The organism is Salinarimonas sp. NSM (genome assembly GCF_052380005.1).
Lineage (GTDB): Bacteria > Pseudomonadota > Alphaproteobacteria > Rhizobiales > Beijerinckiaceae > Salinarimonas.
In genome coordinates this window covers 1-21,992 of the sequence record NZ_JBQTCJ010000075.1, presented here as the reverse complement: position 1 = coordinate 21,992, position 21,992 = coordinate 1, and the positions used below count along the sequence as shown (strand labels likewise).

The 21,992-nt window shown below is 71.2% G+C and carries 24 protein-coding genes; 14 read left to right on the top strand and 10 right to left on the bottom strand.

All coding sequences use genetic code 11. The features are described from left to right. Nucleotides 1-116 precede the first annotated feature (116 nt). From ACTZWW_RS20335 to flaF, 7 genes are all read left to right on the top strand, one after another. A complete protein-coding gene (locus tag ACTZWW_RS20335) occupies nt 117-689 on the top strand; it encodes a transglycosylase SLT domain-containing protein (protein ID WP_444782793.1) in 573 nt (190 codons plus the stop codon). A gap of 121 nt (nt 690-810) precedes the next feature. Beyond that, nucleotides 811-1,662: a flagellin N-terminal helical domain-containing protein gene (locus tag ACTZWW_RS20330; RefSeq protein ID WP_444782792.1), complete on the top strand. Its 852-nt coding sequence runs from the start codon at nt 811-813 to the stop codon at nt 1,660-1,662. Between the two features lie 49 nt (nt 1,663-1,711). Continuing rightward, nucleotides 1,712-3,127 carry a GlcNAc-transferase family protein gene (locus tag ACTZWW_RS20325; RefSeq protein ID WP_444782791.1) on the top strand — a complete coding sequence of 472 codons (1,416 nt, stop codon included), beginning with the start codon at nt 1,712-1,714 and terminating at the stop codon, nt 3,125-3,127. A gap of 19 nt (nt 3,128-3,146) precedes the next feature. Further along, a complete protein-coding gene (locus tag ACTZWW_RS20320; protein WP_444782790.1) occupies nt 3,147-4,394 on the top strand; it encodes a glycosyltransferase family 2 protein in 1,248 nt (415 codons plus the stop codon). 197 nt (nt 4,395-4,591) lie between these two features. Further along, nucleotides 4,592-5,437 carry a flagellin N-terminal helical domain-containing protein gene (locus tag ACTZWW_RS20315; RefSeq protein ID WP_444782789.1) on the top strand — a complete coding sequence of 282 codons (846 nt, stop codon included), beginning with the start codon at nt 4,592-4,594 and terminating at the stop codon, nt 5,435-5,437. Between the two features lie 119 nt (nt 5,438-5,556). Next, on the top strand, nt 5,557-5,952 hold the full coding sequence (locus tag ACTZWW_RS20310; RefSeq protein WP_444782788.1) for a flagellar biosynthesis repressor FlbT: 396 nt from the start codon (nt 5,557-5,559) through the stop codon (nt 5,950-5,952). A gap of 89 nt (nt 5,953-6,041) precedes the next feature. Further along, entirely contained in the window at nt 6,042-6,413 is a 372-nt protein-coding gene (gene flaF, locus ACTZWW_RS20305) for a flagellar biosynthesis regulator FlaF (protein WP_444782787.1), read from the top strand. 53 nt (nt 6,414-6,466) lie between these two features. Here flaF and ACTZWW_RS20300 read toward each other — a convergent pair whose 3' ends face one another. The 4 genes from ACTZWW_RS20300 to ACTZWW_RS20285 all read right to left on the bottom strand — a co-directional run bounded on the left by ACTZWW_RS20300 (nt 6,467) and on the right by ACTZWW_RS20285 (nt 9,006). Next, a complete protein-coding gene (locus ACTZWW_RS20300; RefSeq protein ID WP_444782786.1) occupies nt 6,467-6,856 on the bottom strand; it encodes a hypothetical protein in 390 nt (129 codons plus the stop codon). A 119-nt stretch (nt 6,857-6,975) separates the two neighbouring features. Next, the gene (locus ACTZWW_RS20295; RefSeq protein WP_444782785.1) at nt 6,976-7,482 is read right to left on the bottom strand and encodes a hypothetical protein; all 507 of its coding nucleotides are present in this window, start codon (nt 7,480-7,482) and stop codon (nt 6,976-6,978) included. 1 nt (nt 7,483) lies between these two features. Continuing rightward, a complete protein-coding gene (locus ACTZWW_RS20290) occupies nt 7,484-7,822 on the bottom strand; it encodes a rod-binding protein (RefSeq protein ID WP_444782784.1) in 339 nt (112 codons plus the stop codon). Beyond that, a complete protein-coding gene (locus tag ACTZWW_RS20285) occupies nt 7,822-9,006 on the bottom strand; it encodes a flagellar basal body P-ring protein FlgI (RefSeq protein WP_444782783.1) in 1,185 nt (394 codons plus the stop codon). Before ACTZWW_RS20285 ends, ACTZWW_RS20290 begins: the two co-directional genes overlap by 1 nt. A 214-nt stretch (nt 9,007-9,220) precedes the next feature. Between ACTZWW_RS20285 and ACTZWW_RS20280 the strand changes: the two genes are divergently transcribed. Then, nucleotides 9,221-9,655, top strand: coding sequence for a flagellar assembly protein FliX (locus ACTZWW_RS20280; protein ID WP_444782782.1), 435 nt, complete (start codon nt 9,221-9,223; stop codon nt 9,653-9,655). Between the two features lie 211 nt (nt 9,656-9,866). After that, the gene (gene dksA / locus ACTZWW_RS20275) at nt 9,867-10,286 is read left to right on the top strand and encodes an RNA polymerase-binding protein DksA (RefSeq protein ID WP_029031665.1); all 420 of its coding nucleotides are present in this window, start codon (nt 9,867-9,869) and stop codon (nt 10,284-10,286) included. A 110-nt stretch (nt 10,287-10,396) separates the two neighbouring features. Here the strand turns inward: dksA and ACTZWW_RS20270 are convergent, their stop codons facing one another. The 6 genes from ACTZWW_RS20270 to ACTZWW_RS20245 form a co-directional block, all read right to left on the bottom strand. Then, nucleotides 10,397-10,957 carry a hypothetical protein gene (locus ACTZWW_RS20270; protein ID WP_444782781.1) on the bottom strand — a complete coding sequence of 187 codons (561 nt, stop codon included), beginning with the start codon at nt 10,955-10,957 and terminating at the stop codon, nt 10,397-10,399. A gap of 439 nt (nt 10,958-11,396) precedes the next feature. Beyond that, a complete protein-coding gene (locus ACTZWW_RS20265) occupies nt 11,397-13,229 on the bottom strand; it encodes an ABC-F family ATP-binding cassette domain-containing protein (RefSeq protein WP_444782780.1) in 1,833 nt (610 codons plus the stop codon). 58 nt (nt 13,230-13,287) lie between these two features. Further along, complete coding sequence (locus ACTZWW_RS20260) at nt 13,288-13,875, bottom strand: histidine phosphatase family protein (RefSeq protein WP_444782779.1); 588 nt, start codon at nt 13,873-13,875, stop codon at nt 13,288-13,290. 48 nt (nt 13,876-13,923) lie between these two features. Continuing rightward, complete coding sequence (fabI, locus tag ACTZWW_RS20255) at nt 13,924-14,748, bottom strand: enoyl-ACP reductase FabI (protein ID WP_444782778.1); 825 nt, start codon at nt 14,746-14,748, stop codon at nt 13,924-13,926. A 169-nt stretch (nt 14,749-14,917) separates the two neighbouring features. Further along, nucleotides 14,918-15,907, bottom strand: a complete 990-nt coding sequence (locus ACTZWW_RS20250; RefSeq protein ID WP_444782777.1) for a DnaJ C-terminal domain-containing protein — start codon at nt 15,905-15,907, stop codon at nt 14,918-14,920. Between the two features lie 148 nt (nt 15,908-16,055). Then, a complete protein-coding gene (locus tag ACTZWW_RS20245) occupies nt 16,056-16,547 on the bottom strand; it encodes a hypothetical protein (RefSeq protein ID WP_444782776.1) in 492 nt (163 codons plus the stop codon). A 209-nt stretch (nt 16,548-16,756) separates the two neighbouring features. Between ACTZWW_RS20245 and pdxH the strand changes: the two genes are divergently transcribed. From pdxH to ACTZWW_RS20220, 5 genes are all read left to right on the top strand, one after another. Then, nucleotides 16,757-17,368 (top strand): pyridoxamine 5'-phosphate oxidase, encoded by a 612-nt coding sequence (gene pdxH, locus ACTZWW_RS20240; protein WP_444782775.1) that lies wholly within the window; start codon nt 16,757-16,759, stop codon nt 17,366-17,368. Nucleotides 17,369-17,539: 171 nt separating this feature from the next. Further along, nucleotides 17,540-19,027, top strand: coding sequence for an ABC transporter substrate-binding protein (locus ACTZWW_RS20235; protein WP_444782774.1), 1,488 nt, complete (start codon nt 17,540-17,542; stop codon nt 19,025-19,027). A gap of 241 nt (nt 19,028-19,268) precedes the next feature. Further along, the gene (locus ACTZWW_RS20230) at nt 19,269-20,222 is read left to right on the top strand and encodes an ABC transporter permease (RefSeq protein WP_444782773.1); all 954 of its coding nucleotides are present in this window, start codon (nt 19,269-19,271) and stop codon (nt 20,220-20,222) included. Next, nucleotides 20,219-21,073: an ABC transporter permease gene (locus ACTZWW_RS20225; RefSeq protein ID WP_444782772.1), complete on the top strand. Its 855-nt coding sequence runs from the start codon at nt 20,219-20,221 to the stop codon at nt 21,071-21,073. Before ACTZWW_RS20230 ends, ACTZWW_RS20225 begins: the two co-directional genes overlap by 4 nt. Continuing rightward, nucleotides 21,070-21,992, top strand: a 923-nt coding sequence (locus ACTZWW_RS20220; protein WP_444782771.1) for an ABC transporter ATP-binding protein, incomplete at its 3' end; no start/stop codon positions are given. The genes ACTZWW_RS20225 and ACTZWW_RS20220, both read left to right, overlap by 4 nt.

Here is a 21,992-nt window from a genome sequence, read left to right as displayed (position 1 = left end):
GGGCGACGGCCACGCCGGCGGGCAGGCGAGCGGCGGCTCCGCCGACGGCCGGGCCCGCGGGGAGGGCGGCGGTGCCGGACCCGAGGGCTTCACCCTGGAGAGGAGATCCGACGATGATGCGCCGAGCGCTTCTCATCCTCGTCGCGGCGGCGACGCTGACGGCGGGGTCTATCTCTGACGCCTCCCTCGCGCGGGCGGAGGAGAACATCTGCGAGGCGGAGATGATCCGCGCGGCGGCCGCGCACGACGTGCCGCTGGCCGTCCTGTTCGCGGTCGGCCTCACCGAGACGGGCCGGCGCGGCAACCTGCACCCCTACGCGCTCAACATCGGCGGGCGCTCGTTCTTCGGGGAGAGCCGCGAGGCCGCGCTCGCGGAGTTCGAGCGCTCGCGCGCGGCCGGCGTCAAGCTGATCGATCTCGGCTGCATGCAGATCAACCATTATTGGCACGGGCAGGAGTTCGACACCGTCGGCGACATGCTCGATCCGACCAAGAACGTCACCTACGCGGCGCTCTTCCTCAAGCGACTGCGCGCCCGCCACGGCTCCTGGACGCTGGCGGTGGCGCGCTACCACGCCGGCCCGCGCAACACGCCGGCGCAGAAGCGCTACGTCTGCGCCGTGATCCGCCACATGGTCTCGAGCGGCATGGGCGCCTGGACCCCGAACGCGCGCGCCTTCTGCGGCTGAGCCGGGCCGGCCGCAGGAAAGCGACGGGCATGGTGAATCGAATGCGTCGCTAAACGGAATCTTTACCATTTCGGTCAACCTTAATGGAAATAGCCCTTCCGTGCGTCTTCGAGGTGCGCCGATGTCTCAAGTTGCTCTGTCCGCGGGTATCCGCGACACCCTTCTGACGATCCAGCGGACGACGCGGTCGGCGACCATGTCCGAGCAGCGTCTCGCCACGGGCCTCAAGGTCAACTCGGCGATCGACAACCCGCTCGCCTTCTTCACGGCGGCGGGCTTGCGCGATCGGTCGAACGACCTCGCCGGCCTGCAGGACTCGATGCAGCAGGCGACGCGGACGATCTCCGCGGCCAATGCGGGCATCGAGGGCATGAAGAAGCTCTTCGAGACCGCGCAGGGCCTCGCGAACCAGGCGGCGGCCGAGCAGGACGGCGCGGTGCGCAACACGCTCCAGACGCAGTTCAACGAGATCATCCGGCAGGTCGACGACCTGATGCGGAACTCCGGCTACGGCGGCGTCAACCTGCTCAACGGCGGCACGCTCAACGTCCGCTTCGACGCCAACGACACCACCGCCTCGCTGGCGCTCACCGTCAACAGCGGCACGGTGCTCAACGCCGCGACGCTGGGCGTCACGACCGGCGCCGTCGGCAGCTGGTCGAACGCCGACACGACGTCGACCGCGGGCAACGTGGCGATCAACCAGGCGCTCACCTCGATCCGCTCGGCGATCACGACCCTGCGCTCGGAGGCGAGCCGTCTGGGCGCCAACAACGCGATCATCACGACGCGCCAGGAATTCACCGAGAACATGATCAACACGCTGCGCGCCGGCGCGGACGACTGGACGCTCGCGGACCTGAACGAGGAGGGCGCCAAGCTGACCTCGCTCAACACCCGCAACCAGATCGCCCAGACGGCGCTGGCGCTGGCCTCCCAGCGCGACCAGTCGGTCCTGCGGCTGTTCGGCTGATCGGGCGCGCCCGCCGCGGCGGAACGCCGGGCGAGACGAAGGAGACCGCATGATGTCGCTCGACCTCGCTCACCCGCTGGACGATCCCGCCCTGCAGGCGCAGTACGAGGAGGCGCGGGCGCTGCGCGCGCCCGCCGATCCCGAGGCCTTCGACGCGGGCTGGGGGACCGGGCGCATCTTCGTCTCGGTCGTGTCCTTCCGAGACCCCGAGTGCCAGAAGACGCTCGTCGACCTTTTCGAGAAGGCGGCCCGGCCCGAGCGCATCCATGTCGGGCTGATCCGCCAGCACGATCCCGTCGAGGACGCGGCCTACCTCGCGCCGGAGCCGGCGCGCGCCGGCCAGGTCCGCGAGGTGCGTGTCCATTGGCGCGACGGACTCGGCGTGTGCTGGGCGCGCTTCCTGGCGCAGGCGCTCTGGCGCGGCGAGGACTACTTCCTCCAGATCGATTCGCACATGCGCTTCGAGCCGGGCTGGGACGAGATCCTGATCGGCGACCTCGCCGGCTGCCCGTCCGAGAACAGCGTCCTCGCCTCCGCGCCGCCGCCCTACCTGACGCCGGGCGACACGCTCTCCGATCTCTTCCCCGGCGTGCTGCGCACCGACGGCTTCGAGCCGAGCGGCGCGCTGCGCTTCACCGGGCTTTGGCTGCCGAAACCGCTCGAGCGCTATGTGCGCATGCCCTTCCTGCTCGCGGGCTGCCTGTTCGCGCCGGGCCGGCTGATCTCCGAGATCCCCTACGACCCCTACGCGGCCTTCTCGACGGAGGAGGTGAGCTACGCGCTGCGCCTGTTCACGCACGGCTGGGACATCTATGCCGCGCCGCGCCGCTCGATCTGGCACCAGTACAAGCGCGACAACCGGGTGAAGCGCGGGGACATGACGGACCTCTCCTTCACGATGCGCAACAACGAGTGGACGGCCCGCGCCTTCCACCGCTTCAACCACCTGACCGGGCATACCACCGTGCTCGACGCCCCGATCCTGGTCGACCTCGACCTGTTCGGGCTCGGCGAGGCGCGCGGGCTTCCCGAGTTCGAGGCCTGGGCCGGCGTCGACTTCCGCTACAAGCGCATCACCGTCGACTGCGCCCGTGCCCGCTTCATCCCCGACATCGACGCCATCGCCTCCTTCCCGGTGCCGGTCCTCGACGACCCGACGAAGGTGCGGCCCGCTCTCGTCGAGCCCGAGGAGATGCGGCTGCGCGAGGTCCTCTCCGCCTGGGAGGTCCCGGCCCTCGCCGCCGAGCTCGTCGATCTCCTCATCGAGCTCGACCGCCACCGCGTCGCCCGCGAGGGCAAGCCGCCGCACGCGCGGCTCCAGCCCGATCGCGCCCGCCTGCTCGCCGACTTCGAGACCTGGGACCGCTACGCGCTCGCCTGCGAGCTCGCGAAGCTGTCCTACACGGTGCACCTCATGAACACGCTCGACGAGATGCAGGCGGGCCTCGCCGCATCCGGCGGCTGACGGCCGGGGAGATCCGCCGATGAAGACGCGCGAGAGCACGCCGGCGGCGCGGACGGCACGGGACGGGGAGCGGCCGGACCTGACGATCCTGCTGCCCACCTGGGAGCGGCCGACCTATCTCGATACCTGCCTCAAGCACCACGTCTCGCACTTCGACGCCGCCGGCCTCGACTACGAGATCCTCGTCTGCGACAACGACTCGGGCGAGGCGACCAAGGCCGTCATCGCGCGCTGGTGCGAGAAGAGCCCGCGCGTGCGCTGCGTGACGCAGCCGAAGAACCTCGGCTATCTCGGCAACTTCTACTACGGGCATCGCCACGCGGCCGGGCGCATCGTGGTGACGACGGGCGACGACGACCTGCTCATTCCCGAGAGCGTCGCGGCATACGTCGCCATGTTCGACGCCGATCCCGAGCTCGTCATGGTCCAGGCGCCGTGGTTCGTGATGAACGAGCGCGAGCGCAACAAGATCATGGGTACCGCCTACACGCTCGACGGCCCCGTCGAGATCGCGCGGGGCGACTATCGCCGGGCGATCGAGCTCGTGCTCGAGAAGCGCATCTTCCCGGAAGTCTTCGCGATCCGCACGGATCTCGTGCCCGAGATCATCGGACCCGCAGACCAGACAGCGTACCACTTCTTCGTGACGCTCGCGCGCGCCGTCGAGGCCGGGCGGGTCGTATTCTCCGACCGCCCTCACGCGATCGTCACGGGCATCTCGCGCCACGGCAAGCACCAGGGCAACAGCGAGACCGCGAGCGGCTGGGACATGTATCGCGGCGGGCTCGAGTTCCTGCTCGGCCGCGCCCGCGACGCTGAGCCGGACGCGGACTGGAGCGAGGCGCTGCGCCGGCTCGACGCCTTCGTCATCGACCGCATGCACGTCGCCGTCCACATGCTGCTGGGCGCGCGCGCCTGGGAGAAGGCCTGGTATCTCTGCCGGCGGCTGAGGGCCTACGCCCACTCCGTCGTCGCCGAGAGCACGATGCACGAGCTGCTCTCGCTCGCGGCGATGGACGCGGCCCTGCGCGAGGCGACGCTGCTCGGGGCGAGCGACGTCGTCCTCTCCGACGAGCTCTTCTCGATCTATCTCAACGTCATCGACCTCGAGCGCCACGGGGTCGAGCCGATCTGCGCGTCCGACTGGGACGGCACGCGCCGCGGGCGCACGGCCTTCCTGGGCATGAACCGCAGGCGCGAGCCGGGGGACCACCCGGACGACCTCGTCGTCGACGTCGCCGCCGTGATGCGGCGCATCTCCGCCTGATCGCGTGACGTGCGACGTTCGTCGCAAGCATTCGTTCACCGGTATCTCGAAGGCCCGCCTCGCGCGGGCCTTTTTCGTTGGTCCGCCCAAGTCTTAATCTGCGTTAGGCACGTTCTTGAACCGGTCCTTTACGGGTCCCGAGCCAATCTGCGCCTGAGGCTAGAAGAGCCTCGTCGACGACACAGAAGGAGTTCGTCATGCAGATCGCACTTTCCTCGGGCATCCGTAACACGCTGCTCACCATCCAGCAGACCACCCAGGCTGCGAACCAGGCCGAGCAGCGCCTGGCCACGGGCCTGAAGGTCAACTCGGCCATCGACAACCCGCTGGCCTTCTTCTCGGCGGCGGGCCTGCGCGATCGGTCGAACGACCTCGCCGGCCTGCAGGACTCGATGCAGCAGGCGACGCGGACGATCTCCGCGGCCAATGCGGGCATCGAGGGCATGAAGAAGCTCTTCGAGACCGCGCAGGGCCTCGCGAACCAGGCGGCGGCCGAGCAGGACGGCGCGGTGCGCAACACGCTCCAGACGCAGTTCAACGAGATCATCCGGCAGGTCGACGACCTGATGCGGAACTCCGGCTACGGCGGCGTCAACCTGCTCAACGGCGGCACGCTCAACGTCCGCTTCGACGCCAACGACACCACCGCCTCGCTGGCCCTCTCGGTCAACAGCGGCACGGTCCTCAACGCCGCGACGCTGGGCGTCACGACGGGTGCCGTCGGCTCCTGGTCGAACGCCGACACGACGTCGACGGCGGGCAACGCCAACATCGCGTCGGCCCTCACCTCGATCCGCACGGCGATCACGACGCTGCGCTCCGAGGCGAGCCGTCTGGGCGCCAACAACGCCATCGTCACGGCGCGCCAGGAGTTCACCTCCAACATGATCAACACGCTGCGCTCCGGCGCGGACGACTGGACGCTCGCGGACCTGAACGAGGAGGGCGCCAAGCTGACCTCGCTCAACACCCGCAACCAGATCGCCCAGACGGCGCTGGCGCTGGCCTCCCAGCGCGACCAGTCGGTCCTGCGACTGTTCTGATCGCCGAACGGAGCCGAGATCGCGCGCCGCGCCCCGCGAGGGGTGCGGCGCTCGTCGTTTAAGCATTGCTTAACCACGTCGCCCGTAAGCTCCTGGAGGCGGATCCCACGGAGGCCGAGATGGCGCTGCGCATCGAGCTCAAGCCGAACGAACGGATCATCATCGGCAAGGTGGCCCTCACCAACGGGCCCACGCGCACGACCTTCGTCGTCGACGGTCGCGCGCCGATCCTGCGCTGCAAGGACGTGATCACGCCCGAGCAGGCGGACACGGTCTGCAAGAAGCTCTACCTCGTCATCGAGCGGGTCTATCTCGAGGAGCTCACCTTCGAGGAGGCCGCGCCCGCGTTCCAGGCGCTCGCGGCCGAGATCGTCGGCGCGGCGCCGAGCACGAAGCGCTTCCTCGAGGCGATCACCGAGCGCTTCGTGACGCAGAACCTCTACGGCGCGCTCAAGATCTGCCGCAAGCTGATCGCCTGGGAGAGCTCGATCATCGCCCACGCGCAGGCCGCGTGAGGAATGCTCGACACCGAGAGCCGACGGCAACCCGACCTTAACATCGATCGATCACGATCTTCGTGACACGCAGTCCGGGGGTTACAGGAATGAACAACGCCGCCCAGGCCTACGCCAGCACGGCGAAGACGGCGACGGTCGACCAGCGCGAGCTGGAGGCCAACCTCTTCATGCGCGCGGCCGCGAAGCTCCAGGCCGCCCGCGAGCGCTTCTCCGAGCCGGAGCTGCGCGAGGAGGCGCTGGACTACAACAAGCGGATCTGGTCGGTCTTCCTGCCCTCGATCGTGGACCAGTCGAACCCGCTGCCGATCGAGCTCAAGGGCAACCTCGCGAGCCTCGGCGTCTTCGTGTTCCGGCGCATGGACGAGATCTACGAGAAGCCGGCGGCCGAGCGCCTCGACATCCTCGTGTCCATCAACGTCGACATCGCCGCCGGGCTCCGGGGCCAGGCGGCGGCCTGAGCGATCGTCCCCTCCGTCACGCGAGTGCCGGCGCGCCCGGCGTCTGCCGCTGCTCAGGCGGAGCTCGGCTCGGTGCCCCGGATGTAGGCGCGCAGCTTGAGCAGCATCTCGGCCGGCACCTGATCCACGACCTCGCCAGAATCCGTGTCGACGGTGCGCGTCACCACGGCGCGGGTCGCCTCGTCGATGTCGGTGCGCCGCGCGAGCACGCGCTTCATCGCCGCGTCGAGCGCGGCCCGATCCTCGGCCCCTGGGCTCGTGTCGAGCCGCACGGCCTCGCTCTCCGCGATCTGGCTGACGCTGCGCGAGGGGTCGAGCTCGGTCGCGACCGGCCGTGCCGGCGTCGCCGTGTCGGGCCTCTGCACCGCGGCGACGACGGTCTGGCTCGCCGCCTGCCGCGCGCTCGCGACGGCGGGCGTCTTCTGCACGCTGCCGACGTCCATGACGGACCTCCTGTCCAAACGGCCTCCCGGCCGTCGTCGACATTAGAGCGCGCCGCTGAATCGGAGGTTTAAGGAAAGGGTAAACGCCGCGGCGATTTCGCTCACGGGCGCCTCGCGGGTCAAAGGCTCCTGGAGAGGACGAGCGAGCCGTTGCCGCTCGCCACCGGCGCGCCGTAGCCGCCGCCCGCCGGCCGCGCACCGCCCGGCCCGTAGCCGGCGGCCGTCGCGCCGCCGCCGAGCTCTCCGGAGAGCGAGCGCACCAGCCCCTCCGAGACCGCGCGGGCGGTGGCGAGCACGATCTGGTTCGTCTCGATCGTGCGCTGGAAGGAGTCGTGCTCGGCCTTGAGCCGCTCCAGCGCGTCCGGCACGAAGCGCGCGAGCGCGATCGCGTTCGCCTTGAGCGCCTCCAGGCACAGGACGTAGCGCGAGGTCAGCGCACTCTTGCGCGCCTCCTGGGCGAGGCCGTCGCGGATGCGCCCGGCGCGCACGTGCGCGGTCTCTACCTCGAGCAGCTTCTCGAGCTCCTGCATGACCGCCCGCACCTCCGCGACGAGCGCTTCCGCGGCCGCCTTCGTGCCGACGTGCGGCACGGGCTCGGGCGGCTTGTCCTGTTGATCGGCCCACATCTCAGGCGCTCTCCTGCAGCTTGAGGATCTCGGCGTAGACACCGTCGGCGAGCCCGAGCCCGCCGCGCTCGGCGATCTTGCCGGCGTATTCCTTCACGAGCATCGACTGGTACATTCCGGCGCCCGGCCCGGCCTCGCCGAACAGGCCGACCTCGCCGACGCTCTCGAAGACGCGCCCGAGCATCTCCTCGAGCATCATCGCCTCGAACTCGCGGGCGGTCTCGCGGGCGCGGGAGGCGCGCTCGGGGGAGGCGGCGTCGGCGAGCCCGGAGCGCGCCGTCTCGAGCCTCCCGGCGAGGCTCGTCTGGGTCGCGGCGTAGGCGGACAGCGTCGGGTTCATCACATCACCTCGATCTCGGCCTGGAGCGCGCCCGCCGCCTTGATGGCCTGGAGGATGGCGATGAGGTCGCGCGGGCCGACGCCCAGCGCGTTGAGCCCGTCGACCAGCTCGCGCAGCGACACGCCGGTGTCGACGATGGTGAGGCGCTGGTCGCCGTCGGCATCGACCTGCACGCCGGTGCGCGGCACGACGACCGTCTCGCCGAGCGAGAGCGGGTCGGGCTGTGCGACCTGGGGCTGCTCGCTGATCGTGACGGTGAGGTTCCCCTGCGCCACGGCCACGGTGGAGACCCGAACGTCGCGGCCCATGACGATGATGCCCGAGCGCTCGTCGATGACCACGCGGGCGGGCTGGTCCGGCTCGACGCGCAGCTGCTCGATGTCGGTGAGCAGCGAGACGATGTTGCCGGGGTAGTTCTGCGGCATCACGATCGCGACCGAGGAGGGGTTGATCGGCTCGGCCACGGCACCGCCCAGGAACGCGTTGATCGCCGCCGCGATGCGCCGGGCGGTGGTGAAGTCCGGGTTGCGCAGGGCGAGCCGCAGGCCGCGCTGGGCGTCGAGCGCGAACTCGATCTCGCGCTCGATCAGCGCACCGTTGGCGATACGCCCCACCGTCGGGACACCCTGCGTGATCGAGGCGGCCTCGCCCTGCGCCGCGAAGCCGGCGATGGCGACGGGGCCCTGCGCCACCGCGTAGACCTCGCCGTCGGCGCCGAGCAGCGGCGTCACGAGCAGCGTGCCACCCTGGAGGGAGGAGGCGTCGCCGAGCGCCGAGACGGTGACGTCGAGCCGGGTGCCCTGCGTGGAGAAGGCGGGGAGGTTCGCCGTCACCATCACCGCCGCGACGTTCGCGGTGCGCAGGTTCTGCCCGCGGGTGTTGACGCCGAGCCGCTCGAGCATCGCGGTGAGCGACTGGCGGGTGAAGGGGGAGTTGTTGAGCCCGTCGCCGGTGCCGTTGAGGCCCACGACGAGGCCGTAGCCCACGAGCTGGTTCTGCCGCACGCCCTCGACGTCGGCGAGATCCTTGATCCGCGACAGCGTGGTGAGCGGGCGCACCGCGTCCGCCGCCGCCGGGACGGGCGGCAGCACGATCGCCAGCGCCGTGAGCGCGGCGACCGCGCCGCGGACGAGACGCAGCGCTGCGAGACGGAGAGCGGCGAGACGCGGGGCCGACGGGACCATGGTGTCCTCCTCCTGGACGCCTCTCCACTCGCGAAGCCCGTGCCACACCCGAAACCCAAGCGGCGCAAGGGCTCGGCGCTCCGGCGCGCGGCACGGGTCCCGTGCGGGCACGGCAGGATCGTCCCGGGCCGGGCAGCTCCTGCCGGGCCGTCAATCCTTCGTTAACCATGATCGCGCCATCCTGCGCAGCGTCGGCGGGAGCGGAGGGTGGATCATGCGCATCGAGGGCAAGCCCGGCGTGCCGTTGGCGTCGGTCTCGGGAACGCGCCGCCGCGAGGGCGGCACGAGCTTCTCCGTCGCCGACGAGGGGCCGAGCACCGCGTCCGGCCCGCGCACCTCGTCGGTCGGCCCCACCACGAGCCTCGACGCCATCCTGGCGCTCCAGGGCGAGGAGGACCCGGCAGAGCGCCGCCGGCGGGCGGCGCGGCGTGGGCAGGACATGCTCGACGATCTCGACCGGCTCAAGGCCGCGATCCTCGGCGGGCGGGTGCCGCCCGAGGAGATGAAGCGCGTCGCATCCCGCCTCGCGGAGCGCCGCGAGGCGAGCGGGGACCCGGTCCTCGACGCCATCCTCTCCCAGATCGAGCTGCGCGCCGAGGTCGAGATCGCCAAGCTCGCGGCCCGCGACGGTCGCGGCGCGCGCGCCTGAGCCGCTGACGCCGATTCCTGGCGAATGCGCGATGCGAATCGGTTGAACGCCGCATGTCGCGGCTCCGTGCAGCGCAAACCTCTCGATTGCCGCCGAAAATCCACGGCTTTTGTCGATTGTCCCGCTGCGGCCGCTCCGCTATAAGGAGCCGCGCCCGAGGGCGGGTTCGAAGTGTGCAGCCTCGGGCGCGGCGGCAGCGAGAAGGTCCGACATGTCGAACACCCTCATCGACCAAGGGTACCGTCCGACCGAGGACGAACCCTTCATGAACGAGCGCCAGCGCGAGTACTTCCGGCGCAAGCTGCTCCAGTGGAAGCAGGACATCATCCGCGAGTCGTCGGAGACCCTCGCGACGCTCCAGAGCGAGAACGAGAACCACCCGGACATCGCCGATCGCGCCTCCTCGGAGACCGATCGCGCCATCGAGCTGCGCGCCCGCGATCGCCAGCGCAAGCTCATCGCCAAGATCGACGCGGCGCTCTCGCGCATCGAGGACGGGTCCTACGGCTATTGCGAGGAGACCGGCGAGCCGATCTCCTTGAAGCGCCTCGAGGCCCGACCGATCGCGACGCTATCGCTCGAGGCGCAGGAGCGCCACGAGCGCAACGAACGCGTCCACCGCGACGACTGACCGATCCCCACGCCGCCATGGAGCGGCGTTTTTTGTGCGCGGTCCTCTCGTGCGTGACCGCCGCGTGCCGGGGAGGCGTGGCTCGCCGGCCCCCGGCCCAAAGGCTGCGCTCAGATCGCCCGGCGCCGGGGCGGCTCCACCCGTGTCGTGACGAACTCGATCGTGTGCGGGTCGAGTTCGTCCGTGGTCAGCTTCGCATTCAGCCGCCGGGCAGCGTAGCCTGCGCGAAGCCACTTCTCGATCGGCGCGACGGCGAAGCGGGGGCGCCGCTTCCCCTGGGCGGGCTTCATCGCATCATCCAGAGCAGCGGCGATCTCGTCGATTCGATAGAGGCCGCCGAGGCTGGGTAACGGCATGTCCCGCTGCTGCAGCGCCTGCCGCTTCACGTTCAGCTTCTCGGCGACATCCGCGAGGCTGACCAGATCGGGCCGGACCTCGCGCAGCGTTGTCCCCGTCGGCAGCACCTTGATCAAGCGGCGGGCTGCATCGAGTATCACGCGCTCGGCGTCGTCGCCCTCCGCCTCGATCTCAACGCCGAGCAGGCCACGGATGCCCGTGCCGACCAGCGCATCCTCGAAGCCCGCCTCGAAGATGACGTTTGAGATCTCGACCGCGTCATGATCGCCGTCCGGGAGCCCGAAAACGAGCTCGAACTCGAACTGGTCCGCCATCGATCCTATCCCTCTTCGATCGCGATGCACGCGAGGGCCTGCCTCAGGTTCCTGGCATGCCGTTGAGGATGTCTGGGCGTCGACCATACAGACATCTGACAGAAGCGGCTCGAACGGCATTCTCGGCTGTTCGCCGGGCACCGGAGCAGGCCCCACGCATGCCCGTGCGCCTTGACCACGGTCCATCCCAGAGCCTCCAGCTCCTGGAGAACCCCCTCGATCTCCTTCGACGGATGAGTGTTGCGAGGCAATATGGGCCCTCGACTCTATCTTGTCAATAGAAAAGTTAAACTGGCTCGATCGCCACCCTCGAGTGTCGGCAACGCCCCCTCGCCTGACATACGCGTAACGCAGTAGCAGCGCCGTATGTCGACGATAATGTAATTTTTGCGTGCTGCAAGCAGTCAGATGATTCGTCGCGCGCACTCCGCGCCCCGCCTCACCCCTCCAGCTCCTCCCGCAGCATCTCCAGCTCGAGCCAGCGCTCCTCGCTCTGCGCGAGCTTCGCCTGGGCGTTGCTCATCAGCGTCGTGAGCTTCTCGAAGCGGGCCGGGTCGCGCCCGTAGAGGTCCGGGTCGTCGAGGGCGCCCTGGAGCTTCGCGATGTCGCGCTCGAGCGCGGCCATCAGGCCCGGCAGGGTCTCGAGCTGGTGCTTCTCGCTGCCCGACAGCTTGCGCTTCCTCTCGCGCGGCGCGTCGTCCCGCGCCGCGGCCGGCTTGACTGCCGCCGCCTTGACCGGAACCGGCTTCGGCGCCGGCGAGACCGTGCGCGGGCCGATCCCGTGCCCGCGCTGGGCGACCATGTCCGAGTAGCCGCCGGCATACTCGACGAAGCGCCCGTCGCCCTCCGCCACCAGCGTCGAGGTCACGACCCGGTCGAGGAAGTCGCGGTCGTGACTGATCAGGATCAGCGTGCCGGCATAGTCGGCGATCAGCTCCTCCAGCAGATCGAGCGTCTCTAGGTCGAGGTCGTTCGTCGGCTCGTCGAGGACGAGGAGGTTCGAGGGCTTGGCCAGCGCGCGAGCCAGCATCAGCCGCCCGCGCTCGCCGCCGGAGAGAACGCGCAAGGGCGTGCGCACCTGCTCGGGCGAGAACAGGAAGTCCTTCATGTAGCTCGCCACGTGCTTCGGCTGCCCGCCGACCATGACGTGGTCGCCCCGCCCGCCTGTCATCGCCTCCGCCAGCGTCCAGCTCGGGTCGAGGCTCTCGCGGCGCTGGTCGAGGGTGACCATTTCGAGCGTGGCGCCGAGCGTCACCGATCCCGCGTCGGGCGCGAGCGCGCCGGTGAGCATGTTGAGCAGCGTCGTCTTGCCCGCCCCGTTGGGCCCGACGATCCCGAGCCGGTCGCCGCGCGCGATGCGGATCGAGACGTCCTTCACCACGTCGCGGCCGCCATAGGCCTTGGAGACGCCCTTCGCCTCGATCACGATCTTCGAGGAGGTCTCGCCCTCCGACGCCGTCATCTGCACCTGGCCGACGGCGCGGCGCTCCTCGCGCAGCTGCCGGCGCATGTCCTGCAGGAGCCCGACGCGGCGCATGTTGCGCTTGCGCCGCGCGGTGACGCCGTAGCGCATCCAGTCCTCTTCCGCGGCGATCTTGCGGGCGAGCTTCTGGCGGTCGCGCTCCTCCTCCTCGAGCACCGCGTCGCGCCAGGCCTCGAAGCCGGAAAACCCCTCCTCCATCCGCCGCGTCACGCCGCGATCGAGCCAGACGGTGGCCTTCGACAGCGTCTCGAGGAAGCGCCGGTCGTGGCTGATCAGCACGAGCGCGCCGCGCAGGGCCTTCAGCTCGGTCTCGAGCCATTCGATCGCGGGCAGGTCGAGGTGGTTCGTCGGCTCGTCGAGGAGCAGGATGTCGGGGGAGGGGGCGAGCGTGCGGGCGAGCGCGGCCCGGCGCGATTCGCCGCCCGAGAGGCTTGCGGTCGGCTCCTCGCCGGTCATGCCGAGTTCCTCGAGCAGGTAACGCGCCCGGTACGGGTCATCGCCCTCCGCCAGCCCCGCCTCGACATAGGCGAGCACGGTCTCGAAGCCGGAGAAGTCCGGCTCCTGGGGCAGGTAGCGGATCGTGGCGCCCGGCTGCACGAACCGCCGGCCTCCATCCGCCTGGATCAGCCCCGCCGCGATCTTGAGGAGCGTCGACTTGCCCGAACCGTTGCGCCCGACGAGCGCCACGCGCTCGCCCGCCGCGACGGACAGCTCCGCCTTCGTGATCAGCGGCGTGCCGCCGAAGGTGAGGGCGACGTCTTGGAGGGTGAGGAGGGGAGGGAGCGCCATGGGCCGGATGTATGGGGTTTTCCGGCGAGGCGGAAGGGGGATGATCCGCGCCCGCCGCTCACACCCAGCGCCAGTGCCCGTCCTGCACCACCAGCACGCGTCCCTGCCAGATGTCGTAGTGCGGCGCGCGCTCGGGCGGGGCACCGGCGATCAGGGTCAGCAGCGCGCGGGCGACGCCGCCGTGGGCGACCATCACCGTGTCGCGCATGATCTGCGCGGCCACGGGGGCGAGGCGCTCGGCCAGCATGGCGTAGCTCTCGCCGCCGGGCGGGACGTAGCCCCACTTGTCGGCCTCGCGGGCCGCGGCGCCCTCGGGATCGTAATCGCGCAGCTCGGGCCAGGTCCGGCCCTCCCAGGCGCCGAAGGAGATCTCGACGAGGCGCGGGTCGAGCCGGTAGTCCTCCCGCGGCAGGCCCAGCGTGCCGCGCAGGATCTCCATCGTGGCGCGGGTGCGGCGCATGGGCGAGGCGACGTAGTCGAGCCCGGCCGGGTCTCCGCGCACGAGCCCGCGCAGGATGCGCCCGGCCGCCTCGGCCTGGACGCGCCCGAGCGCGTTCAGCTCGGTGTCCTGCCCGCCCTGCAGGCGGCCTTGCGCGTTCCAGTCCGTCTCGCCGTGGCGGACGTAGTAGAGGACGGGTCCCGCCACCGCGCGTGCTCCCCTGGTCTCGGCCGCCCTGCCGGCGTCCGGCGCGCCTCAGTCCTTGTCGAGCGCGATGTCCGGCGCGTCCGGGTTCTTCATGCCGACGATGTGGTAGCCCGAATCGACGTGGACCGTCTCGCCGGTGATGCCGCGCGACATGTCCGACAGGAGGAAGGCCGCCGTCTCGCCGACCTCCTCGATCGTGGTGTTGCGGCGGAGCGGCGAATTGTAGGCGTTCCACTTGAGGATGTAGCGGAAATCGCCGATGGCGGAGCCCGCCAGCGTCTTGATCGGGCCCGCCGACAGCGCGTTGACGCGGATGTTCTGCGGCCCGAGGTCGGCCGCCATGTAGCGCACGGACGCCTCGAGGGCGGCCTTGGCGACGCCCATGACGTTGTAGTGCGGCATCCACTTCTCGGCGCCGTAGTAGGTGAGGGTCAGCAGCGACCCGCCGTTCGGCATCAGCTTCTCGGCCCGCTGGGCGATCGCCGTGAAGGAATAGCAGGAGATCGCCAGCGAGCGGGTGAAGTTCGCCTCGCTCGTGTCGACGTAGCGGCCGGTCAGCTCGTCCTTGTCGGAGAAGGCGATGGCGTGGACGACGAAGTCGATCGTGCCGAGCGCCCGGCCGGTCTCCTCGAACACGGCGTCGATCGTCGCCGCGTCGGTGACGTCGCAATGCCCGACGAGCGCGGCGTCGAGCTCGGCCGCGAGCGGCGCGACCCGCTTCTTGAGCGCGTCGCCCTGGTACGTGAAGGCGAGCTTCGCACCCTGCTGATGCGCGGCCTTGGCGATGCCCCACGCGATGGAGCGGTTGTTCGCCACGCCCATGATCAATCCGCGCTTCCCGGCGAGAATGCCGGCGGTGGTCTCGTCCGCCATGAAACACCCGACTAGTTGGAGCCCCCCGGGCCGTCTGCGCGGCTTCTTTAGCCGACCGGGCGGCCACAGGAAAGCGCCAATCGCCGTTCACGCGCGAACGTTGCGGTAGCCGGGGTGGTCGTCCAATGGGGAGGTGGGGGAGGGGGAGGGGAGGGGGTGCGGGAGGAGGCTACGCCTTCACCCCCTTCTTCCTGCGCGCGTACTCCATCAGCGCCTCGTCCGGCTCCTCCGGCAGGCGGATCTCCAGGACCGCGAGCAGATCGCCGGTGGCGGTCTTGGTCGGCAGGCCCTTGCCGCGCAGGCGGAAGGTGCGGCCGCCCGACGACATCGGCGGGATCTTCATCTCGACCGCGCCGCCGAGGGTCGGCACGCGCACCGAGGCGCCGAGGATCGCGTCCTCGAGGGGGACGGGGATGCGCACGCGCAGGTCGGCGCCCTCCATCACGAAGCGCTCGTGCGGGGCGATCTGGACGGTGAGCATCACGTCGCCGGGCTCGCCGAGCGGGCTCGAGCGGCCCAGCCCGCGCAGGCGGATCACCTGGCCGTCGGAGACGCCCTTGGGCACCATCACCTCGACCTCGCGGCCGGTGGGGAGCTTCACGCGCTTCGTCGCGCCCGCCGCGATCTCCTCGAGCGTGACGCTCATCGTCGCCTCGAGATCCTCGCCCTTGGCGGATGCGCGCCGGCCGGCGCTCGCGCCCGCGCCCGGTCCGCGGGCTCCCGAAAAGCCGCCGAAGCCGCCTGGCCCGGAGCCCGTGCCGCGGGCCTCCGCCTGGCGGAAGGCCTCGCCGAAGATCTGCGAGAACAGGTCCTCGCCCGCCCCCGCCCCGGCGCCGCGCGCCCGGGCGAAGCCCTCGAACCCCTCGAAACCGTGCGCCCCCGCGCCGGCCCCCGCGCCGCGCGCGCCGCCGCCGAAGCCCTCGAAGCCGCGGAAGCGGGGCTTGCCCTCGGCGTCGATCTCGCCGCGGTCGAACTGCTTGCGCTTGTCGGCGTCGCCCAGGATCTCGTAGGCCGCGTTCAGCTCGGCGAACTTGGCCCCCGCCTTGGGGTCCTTGCTCTGGTCGGGGTGGTGCTCCTTGGCGAGCTTGCGGAAGGCCTTCTTGATCTCGGCCTCGCTCGCCTGGCGGGACACGCCGAGGACGTCGTAGGGATCGCGCATCGCTCGTACCTGATCGGGTTTCGGCTGGTTGGTCGTGCGGCTCGGGTCGTCGGGCTTCGGGGGGCGCGGCCGGCGCGGCCCCGCCCCTGCGGAACGATATGGGAGAGGTGTTGCGCGCGCGCAACTGTGCGCCCCGGCGCCTGCGCAATCACCCGGAGGGTCGGGGCAGGAGATCGATCGGCAGCCCGGCCGGCGCCGCGCCCTCTGGCTCGTCTTCCCCATCGTCCACGGCCCGGACGGCCTCCTCGATCCGCCACGTCCGCGCGGCGATGCGGCAGGCGCGGCCCTCGTGGCGGACGGCCTCGGCGGCCGGCGCGCCGCCCGCGGCGTAGAGCGTGCGCGCGACGAAGCGCCGGCAGACGAGCGCTCCCTCGACGCGCGGCGGTCCCGCTGCGGCGATCGTGCCGCGCACGTCGCGCTCGGGATCGTTCCAGGCGACGTCCGCGCCGCCGCCCATCGGGTCGAGCGCGTCCGCCAGCGCGACGCTGGCCCGGACGAAGGCCGCACCGCCGAGCCCGAGCGTGAGGTCGCGCCCCGTCGACGCGGCGGCGATGGAGCCCGTGGCCAGCGGCTCCGCCGTCGTCCCGCCGGGCACGAGCGTGGCGAGGGGCCCCGGGCCCGCGCAGGCGCCGAGCCACAATGTCCCCGCGACCGAGAAGGCGCGCGCCGCGCCTGTGACGCGACGCGGTTTCGCCCTATCATGTCGGCAAGAGACCCCGTGCGGGAGGGGCATGTCGGGTCCTTCTCGCGCGGCCGTCCGGCACGCCGTGCCGGATGCTCGTGTCCCGCATCGCTCCCGGCGCCCGCGACGGCGCACGGAGACGATGCTCCTGGCCCGGAGAGTGAATCGTGGACGAGTTAACGGCTGGTGACTTCACGCAGGCGGACGAGCCCTACGCCCTGTTCGAGACCTGGTTTTCCGAGGCGCAGGCCTCCGAGCCGGAGGACCCCAACGCCATCGCGCTCGCCACCGCGGACGCGAGCGGGCTGCCCAACGTGCGCATGGTGCTGCTGAAGGGGTGGGACACCCGCGGGTTCGTGTTCTACACGAACACCGAATCGCAGAAGGGCCGGGAGCTCGCGGCCAACCCGCAGGCGGCGCTGTGCCTGCACTGGAAGAGCCTGCGCCGGCAGGTGCGCGTGCGCGGCGCGGTCGAGCGCGTGACCGACGCGGAGGCCGATGCCTACTTCGCCTCGCGCCCCCGCCAGAGCCGCATCGGCGCCTGGGCCAGCCGGCAGTCGCGCCCGCTCGAGAGCCGCTTCGCGCTCGAGAAGGCGGTGGCGACCAACGCGGCGCGGTACGCGGTGGGCGAGATCCCCCGCCCGCCGCACTGGACGGGCTTCCGCATCCTGCCCATGCGCATCGAGTTCTGGGCCGACCGCCCGTTCCGCCTGCACGACCGGGTGGTGTTCACGCCGGCGGAGGGCGGGGGCTGGACGCGGGAGCGGCTGTATCCGTGAACCCGCGCGATTGACGTTCGTGGCGCGACGCGCAGGATGGTCGGGCGCGGCTGCACGAGCCGGACGGCTAGCGGGAACGGCCGCGGTTCGGGCATTGTCGGCGCAGTCTCGGCGGAATGCCGCCGCAGCCGGCCATCCGCCGGCCAACGAATACCGGAAGGAGATCGGCCGATGCGTTCCTCGCGTCTCAACACCCTCGCCCTCGCCGCGAGCCTGCTGGCGCTGGGCGCCGGCGGCGCGCTCGCGCAGGATCGCGATACGCTGCGGCTGGGCATGCAGCTCGAGCCGCCGATGCTGGATCCGACGGCGGGCGCCGCCGCGGCGATCCGCGAGGTGACCTACGCCAACCTGTTCGAGGGCCTCGTCCAGATCGCGGGCGACGGCTCGGTGGTGCCGGCGCTGGCGGAGAGCTGGGAGGTCTCCGACGACGGGCTCGTCTACACGTTCGACCTGCGCGAGGGCGTCACCTTCCACGACGGTACGCCGTTCGACTGCGCGATCGTGCAGTTCTCCTACGACCGGGCGGTCGCGCCCGACTCGACCAACGCGCAGAAGGGCCTGTTCGAGCCGATCGCCTCGACCGAGTGCCCCGACCCGTACACGGCGGTGGTGACCCTGAAGCAGCCCTCCTCGCGCTTCCTGTTCAACATGGCCTGGGGCGACGCCGTCATGGTGGCGCCGGGCACGGCCGAGACCAACAAGACGAACCCGATCGGCACCGGCCCCTACCGGTTCGAGCGCTGGGTGCAGGGCGACCGGGTGGAGATGACGCGTTACGACGGCTATTGGGGCGACGCGCCGGCGATCGAGAACCTCGTCATCCGCTTCATCTCGGACCCCTCCGCCGCGACCGCGGCGATGCTGGCCGGCGACCTCGACGCCTTCCCGAACTTCCCCGCGCCCGAGGCGCTGGCGCAGTTCGAGGCCGACGACCGCTTCACCGTCGCCATCGGCTCGACGGAGGGCGAGGTGCTCCTGTCGCTGAACAATTCCCGCGCGCCGTTCGACGACGTGCGCGTGCGCCGCGCGCTCGCCCACGCGATCGACAAGGACGCGATGGTGGACGCCGTGCAGAACGGGCTCGGCACGCCGATCGGCTCCTTCGCCACGCCGGCGAGCCCGGGCTGGGTCGACTTCTCCGACGCCTATCCCTTCGATCCCGAGCGCGCCCGCGCGCTGCTCGAGGAGGCCGGCGCGGCGGGCGCGTCGATCACCATCCATCTGCCGCCCCCGGCCTACGCCCGGCGCGGCGGCGAGGTGGCCGCCGCCTACCTCCAGCAGGTGGGGCTCGACGTCGAGCTCGTGCCGATCGAATGGGCACAGTGGCTGGAGCAGGTGTTCCGCGGCTACGACTTCGACGCGACGATCGTGGCGCACACCGAGCCGCGCGACCTCGATATCTTCGCGCGCGACGAATACTACTTCAACTACGCGAGCGAGGCCTACCGCGAGGCCTACCAGCGCTATCTCGCCGCCACGGACCAGGAGGCGCAGGCCGAGATCGCGGGCGAGCTCCAGCGCATCCTCTCGGAGGACCAGCCGGCGGTGTTCCTCTACGCGCTGCCGAAGATCGGGGTCTGGCGCGCCGAGATCGAGGGCCTGTGGACCAACCAGCCGATCCCGGCGAACGACGCCACCGAGGCGCGCTGGGCGCAGTGAAACGAGAGGGGCGGTCGTCAGGGAGCGCCTCCGCCGTCATCCCGGGCCGCGAAGCGGACCCGGGACCCAGAACCGCAGGTGCTCGATGGAGCGGCGTGCGGACGCCGCGGCCACCGAACGCCCGCATCGGCGGGGCGTGGACGGACGCGTTCTCGCGCGCCCTGAACCAGGCCTCTCGTGTTCCGGATCCCGGATCGCCTTCGGCGTCCGGGACGACATCCTTGCAGAGGATCGCCACCCCGTGCCCCGCTACCTCCTCGGCCGCACGATCGCGCTCGTGCTCACCGCGCTCGCGGCGAGCCTCGTCGTGTTCGTGGCCATGGCCGTGCTCCCCGGCGATCCCGCCGCGATCATCCTCGGCACCGGCGCGCGGCCCGACACGCTGGCGGCGCTCAGGGCCGAGATGGGGCTCGACCAGCCGGTCGTGTGGCGCTACCTCGAATGGATCGGCGGCTTCCTCGTCGGCGATCTCGGCTCGAGCTACACCTATTCCGTCCCCGTCTCCGACCTCGTGGCGCAGCGCGCGGCGGTGAGCCTCCCGCTCGCGGTGATGGCGCTCGTCCTCTCGACGCTGATCGCGATCCCCGTGGGCGTCTACGCCGCCTCGCGCCGCGGGCGGGCGGGGGACGTCGCGACGATGGGCGTCGCGCAGGTGGGCGTCGCGGTGCCGAACTTCTGGCTCGGGCTCATGCTCGTCATCCTGTTCTCGCTGACGCTCGGCTGGCTGCCGGCCTCCGGGTTTCCCGGCTGGGAGGCGGGGCTCCTCGCCGGGCTCGAGGCGCTGATCCTGCCGGCGCTGGCGTTGGCGCTCCCGCAGGCTGCGATCCTCGCGCGGGTGACGCGCTCGTCCGTCATCGAGACGCTGGGCGAGGACTTCATCCGCACGGCGCGCGCCAAGGGCCTCTCGGGCGAGGCCGCCCTGTGGCGCCACGCGGTGCCCAACGCGCTGATCCCCGTCGTCACCGTCATGGGCCTGCAGTTCTCCTTCCTGCTCGCGGGGACGATCATCATCGAGAACGTCTTCACGCTGCCGGGGCTCGGGCGCCTCGTCTTCCAGGCCATCGCCCAGCGCGACCTGATCACGGTCCAGAGCCTCGTCACCCTGCTCGCCATCTCCGTCATCGTCGTGAACTTCGTGGTCGATCTCGCCTACGCCGCGCTCGATCCGCGGCTCTCGCGAGGGGGCGCGCGATGAGCGGCGCGGTCCGAAAGCCCCGTGCGCGGCTCGTCCCCGCGGCGAGCCCGAGCCTCGTCGTCGGGCTCGTCGTCACGGCGGTCTTCGTCGGCATGGCGCTCCTCTCTCTCGTCTGGACGCCCTGGGAACCGACGGCGCTGAACATCCTGAACAAGCTGAAACCACCGTCGCTCGCGCATCCGCTGGGCACCGACTTCTTCGGGCGCGACGTGCTCTCGCAGATCATGGCGGGCGCGCAGGTCTCGATCGTCGTCGCCGTCGTCGCGGTGCTGGTGGGGGCCGGCATCGGCGTGCCGCTCGGCGCGCTCGCCGCCGCCAGGGGCGGGCTCGTCGACGATCTCGTGATGCGCTCGACCGATCTCGCCTTCGCCTTCCCGGCGCTGCTGACCGCCGTGATCATCACCGCGCTCGCCGGGCCGGGCGCGGTGAACGCCATCGTCGCCATCGGCATCTTCAACATCCCCGTCTTCGCGCGGCTCACCCGCGGGGCGGCGCTCGGGCTGTGGAAGCGCGATTTCGTGCTCGCCGCGCGCTGCGCCGGCAAGAGCGATCTCGCCATCACGATCGAGCACGTGCTGCCGAACTGCACGGCGGTGCTCGTCGTGCAGGCGACGATCCAGTTCGCGCTCGCCATCGTGGCGGAGGCGGGGCTCTCCTACGTGGGGCTCGGCGTCCAGCCGCCGCAGCCGTCCTGGGGCAAGATGCTGTTCGACGCGCAGACCTACGTCTATTCCGCACCCTGGCTCGCGATCTTCCCCGGCCTCGCCATCACCATCGCGGTGCTCGGCCTCAACCTGCTCGGCGACGGCCTGCGCGACGCGCTCGATCCCAAGGTGAGGCGCGCGCGATGAGCCGGCTCCTCGAGATCGAGAACCTGCGCGTCGAGATCCCGGCGCTCGCCGGCGCCGCGCCGATCCTGGAGGGCGTCGACCTCGCCCTCGACCGTGGCGAGAAGCTCGGCATCGTCGGCGAATCCGGCTGCGGCAAGTCCATGACGGCGCTCGCGATCATGGGGCTCCTGCCCGGCGCGGCACGGGCGTCGGGCGCGATCCGCCTCGACGGGCGCGACCTGCTGGCGACCTCCGAGCGCGAGATGCAGGCGATCCGCGGGCGGCGCATCGCCATGGTCTTCCAGGAGCCGATGACGGCGCTCAACCCGGTCAAGACCATCGGCGCGCAGATCGCCGAGAGCCTGATCCTGCACCTGCGCCTCTCGAAGGCGCAGGCCGCCGCACGCGCCCGTGCGCTGCTCGACCGCGTGGGGCTGCCCGGCCCGCGCTTCTCGCTCGACCTCTATCCGCACCAGCTCTCGGGCGGGCAGCGCCAGCGCGTCGTCATCGCCATCGCCCTCGCCTGCGGGCCGGACGTGCTCATCGCCGACGAGCCGACGACGGCGCTCGACGTGACGATCCAGGCGCAGATCCTCGACCTGCTGGAGGATCTCGTGGCGGAGATGGGCATGGCGCTCGTGCTGATCACGCACGATCTCGGCGTCGTAGAGGAGACCTGCGAGCGCATGATGGTGATGTATGCCGGGCGCGTCGTGGAGAGCGGGCGCACGGACGACGTCTTCGGCCACATGGCGCATCCCTACACCCGCGGGCTCTTCGCCGCCTCTCCGCGCTCGGCGCTCCTGACGAGCGCGCGCGACGCGAGCGGGCGCAAGCGCCGGCTCGCCGCGATCCCGGGCCAGGTGCCCGATCCGCGCCATCGCCCGCCGGGCTGCGCCTTCGCCCCGCGCTGCCCGCGCGCGCAGGACGATTGCCGCGC

Bases quoted from the DNA above. Each gene is read 5' to 3' on its own strand.
- ACTZWW_RS20325 (WP_444782791.1), top strand. From the start codon at position 1,712: ATGATGTCGCTCGACCTCGCTCACCCGCTGGACGATCCCGCCCTGCAG.
- ACTZWW_RS20280 (WP_444782782.1), top strand. From the start codon at position 9,221: ATGCGCATCGAGGGCAAGCCCGGCGTGCCGTTGGCGTCGGTCTCGGGA.
- ACTZWW_RS20295 (WP_444782785.1), bottom strand. From the start codon at position 7,482: ATGTGGGCCGATCAACAGGACAAGCCGCCCGAGCCCGTGCCGCACGTC.
- flaF (WP_444782787.1), top strand. From the start codon at position 6,042: ATGAACAACGCCGCCCAGGCCTACGCCAGCACGGCGAAGACGGCGACG.
- fabI (WP_444782778.1), bottom strand. From the start codon at position 14,748: ATGGCGGACGAGACCACCGCCGGCATTCTCGCCGGGAAGCGCGGATTG.
- ACTZWW_RS20285 (WP_444782783.1), bottom strand. From the start codon at position 9,006: ATGGTCCCGTCGGCCCCGCGTCTCGCCGCTCTCCGTCTCGCAGCGCTG.
- ACTZWW_RS20290 (WP_444782784.1), bottom strand. From the start codon at position 7,822: ATGAACCCGACGCTGTCCGCCTACGCCGCGACCCAGACGAGCCTCGCC.
- ACTZWW_RS20270 (WP_444782781.1), bottom strand. From the start codon at position 10,957: ATGGCGGACCAGTTCGAGTTCGAGCTCGTTTTCGGGCTCCCGGACGGC.
- dksA (WP_029031665.1), top strand. From the start codon at position 9,867: ATGTCGAACACCCTCATCGACCAAGGGTACCGTCCGACCGAGGACGAA.
- ACTZWW_RS20265 (WP_444782780.1), bottom strand. From the start codon at position 13,229: ATGGCGCTCCCTCCCCTCCTCACCCTCCAAGACGTCGCCCTCACCTTC.
- ACTZWW_RS20330 (WP_444782792.1), top strand. From the start codon at position 811: ATGTCTCAAGTTGCTCTGTCCGCGGGTATCCGCGACACCCTTCTGACG.
- ACTZWW_RS20335 (WP_444782793.1), top strand. From the start codon at position 117: ATGCGCCGAGCGCTTCTCATCCTCGTCGCGGCGGCGACGCTGACGGCG.
- ACTZWW_RS20315 (WP_444782789.1), top strand. From the start codon at position 4,592: ATGCAGATCGCACTTTCCTCGGGCATCCGTAACACGCTGCTCACCATC.
- ACTZWW_RS20250 (WP_444782777.1), bottom strand. From the start codon at position 15,907: ATGCGCGATCCCTACGACGTCCTCGGCGTGTCCCGCCAGGCGAGCGAG.
- ACTZWW_RS20225 (WP_444782772.1), top strand. From the start codon at position 20,219: ATGAGCGGCGCGGTCCGAAAGCCCCGTGCGCGGCTCGTCCCCGCGGCG.
- ACTZWW_RS20310 (WP_444782788.1), top strand. From the start codon at position 5,557: ATGGCGCTGCGCATCGAGCTCAAGCCGAACGAACGGATCATCATCGGC.
- ACTZWW_RS20300 (WP_444782786.1), bottom strand. From the start codon at position 6,856: ATGGACGTCGGCAGCGTGCAGAAGACGCCCGCCGTCGCGAGCGCGCGG.
- ACTZWW_RS20320 (WP_444782790.1), top strand. From the start codon at position 3,147: ATGAAGACGCGCGAGAGCACGCCGGCGGCGCGGACGGCACGGGACGGG.
- ACTZWW_RS20235 (WP_444782774.1), top strand. From the start codon at position 17,540: ATGCGTTCCTCGCGTCTCAACACCCTCGCCCTCGCCGCGAGCCTGCTG.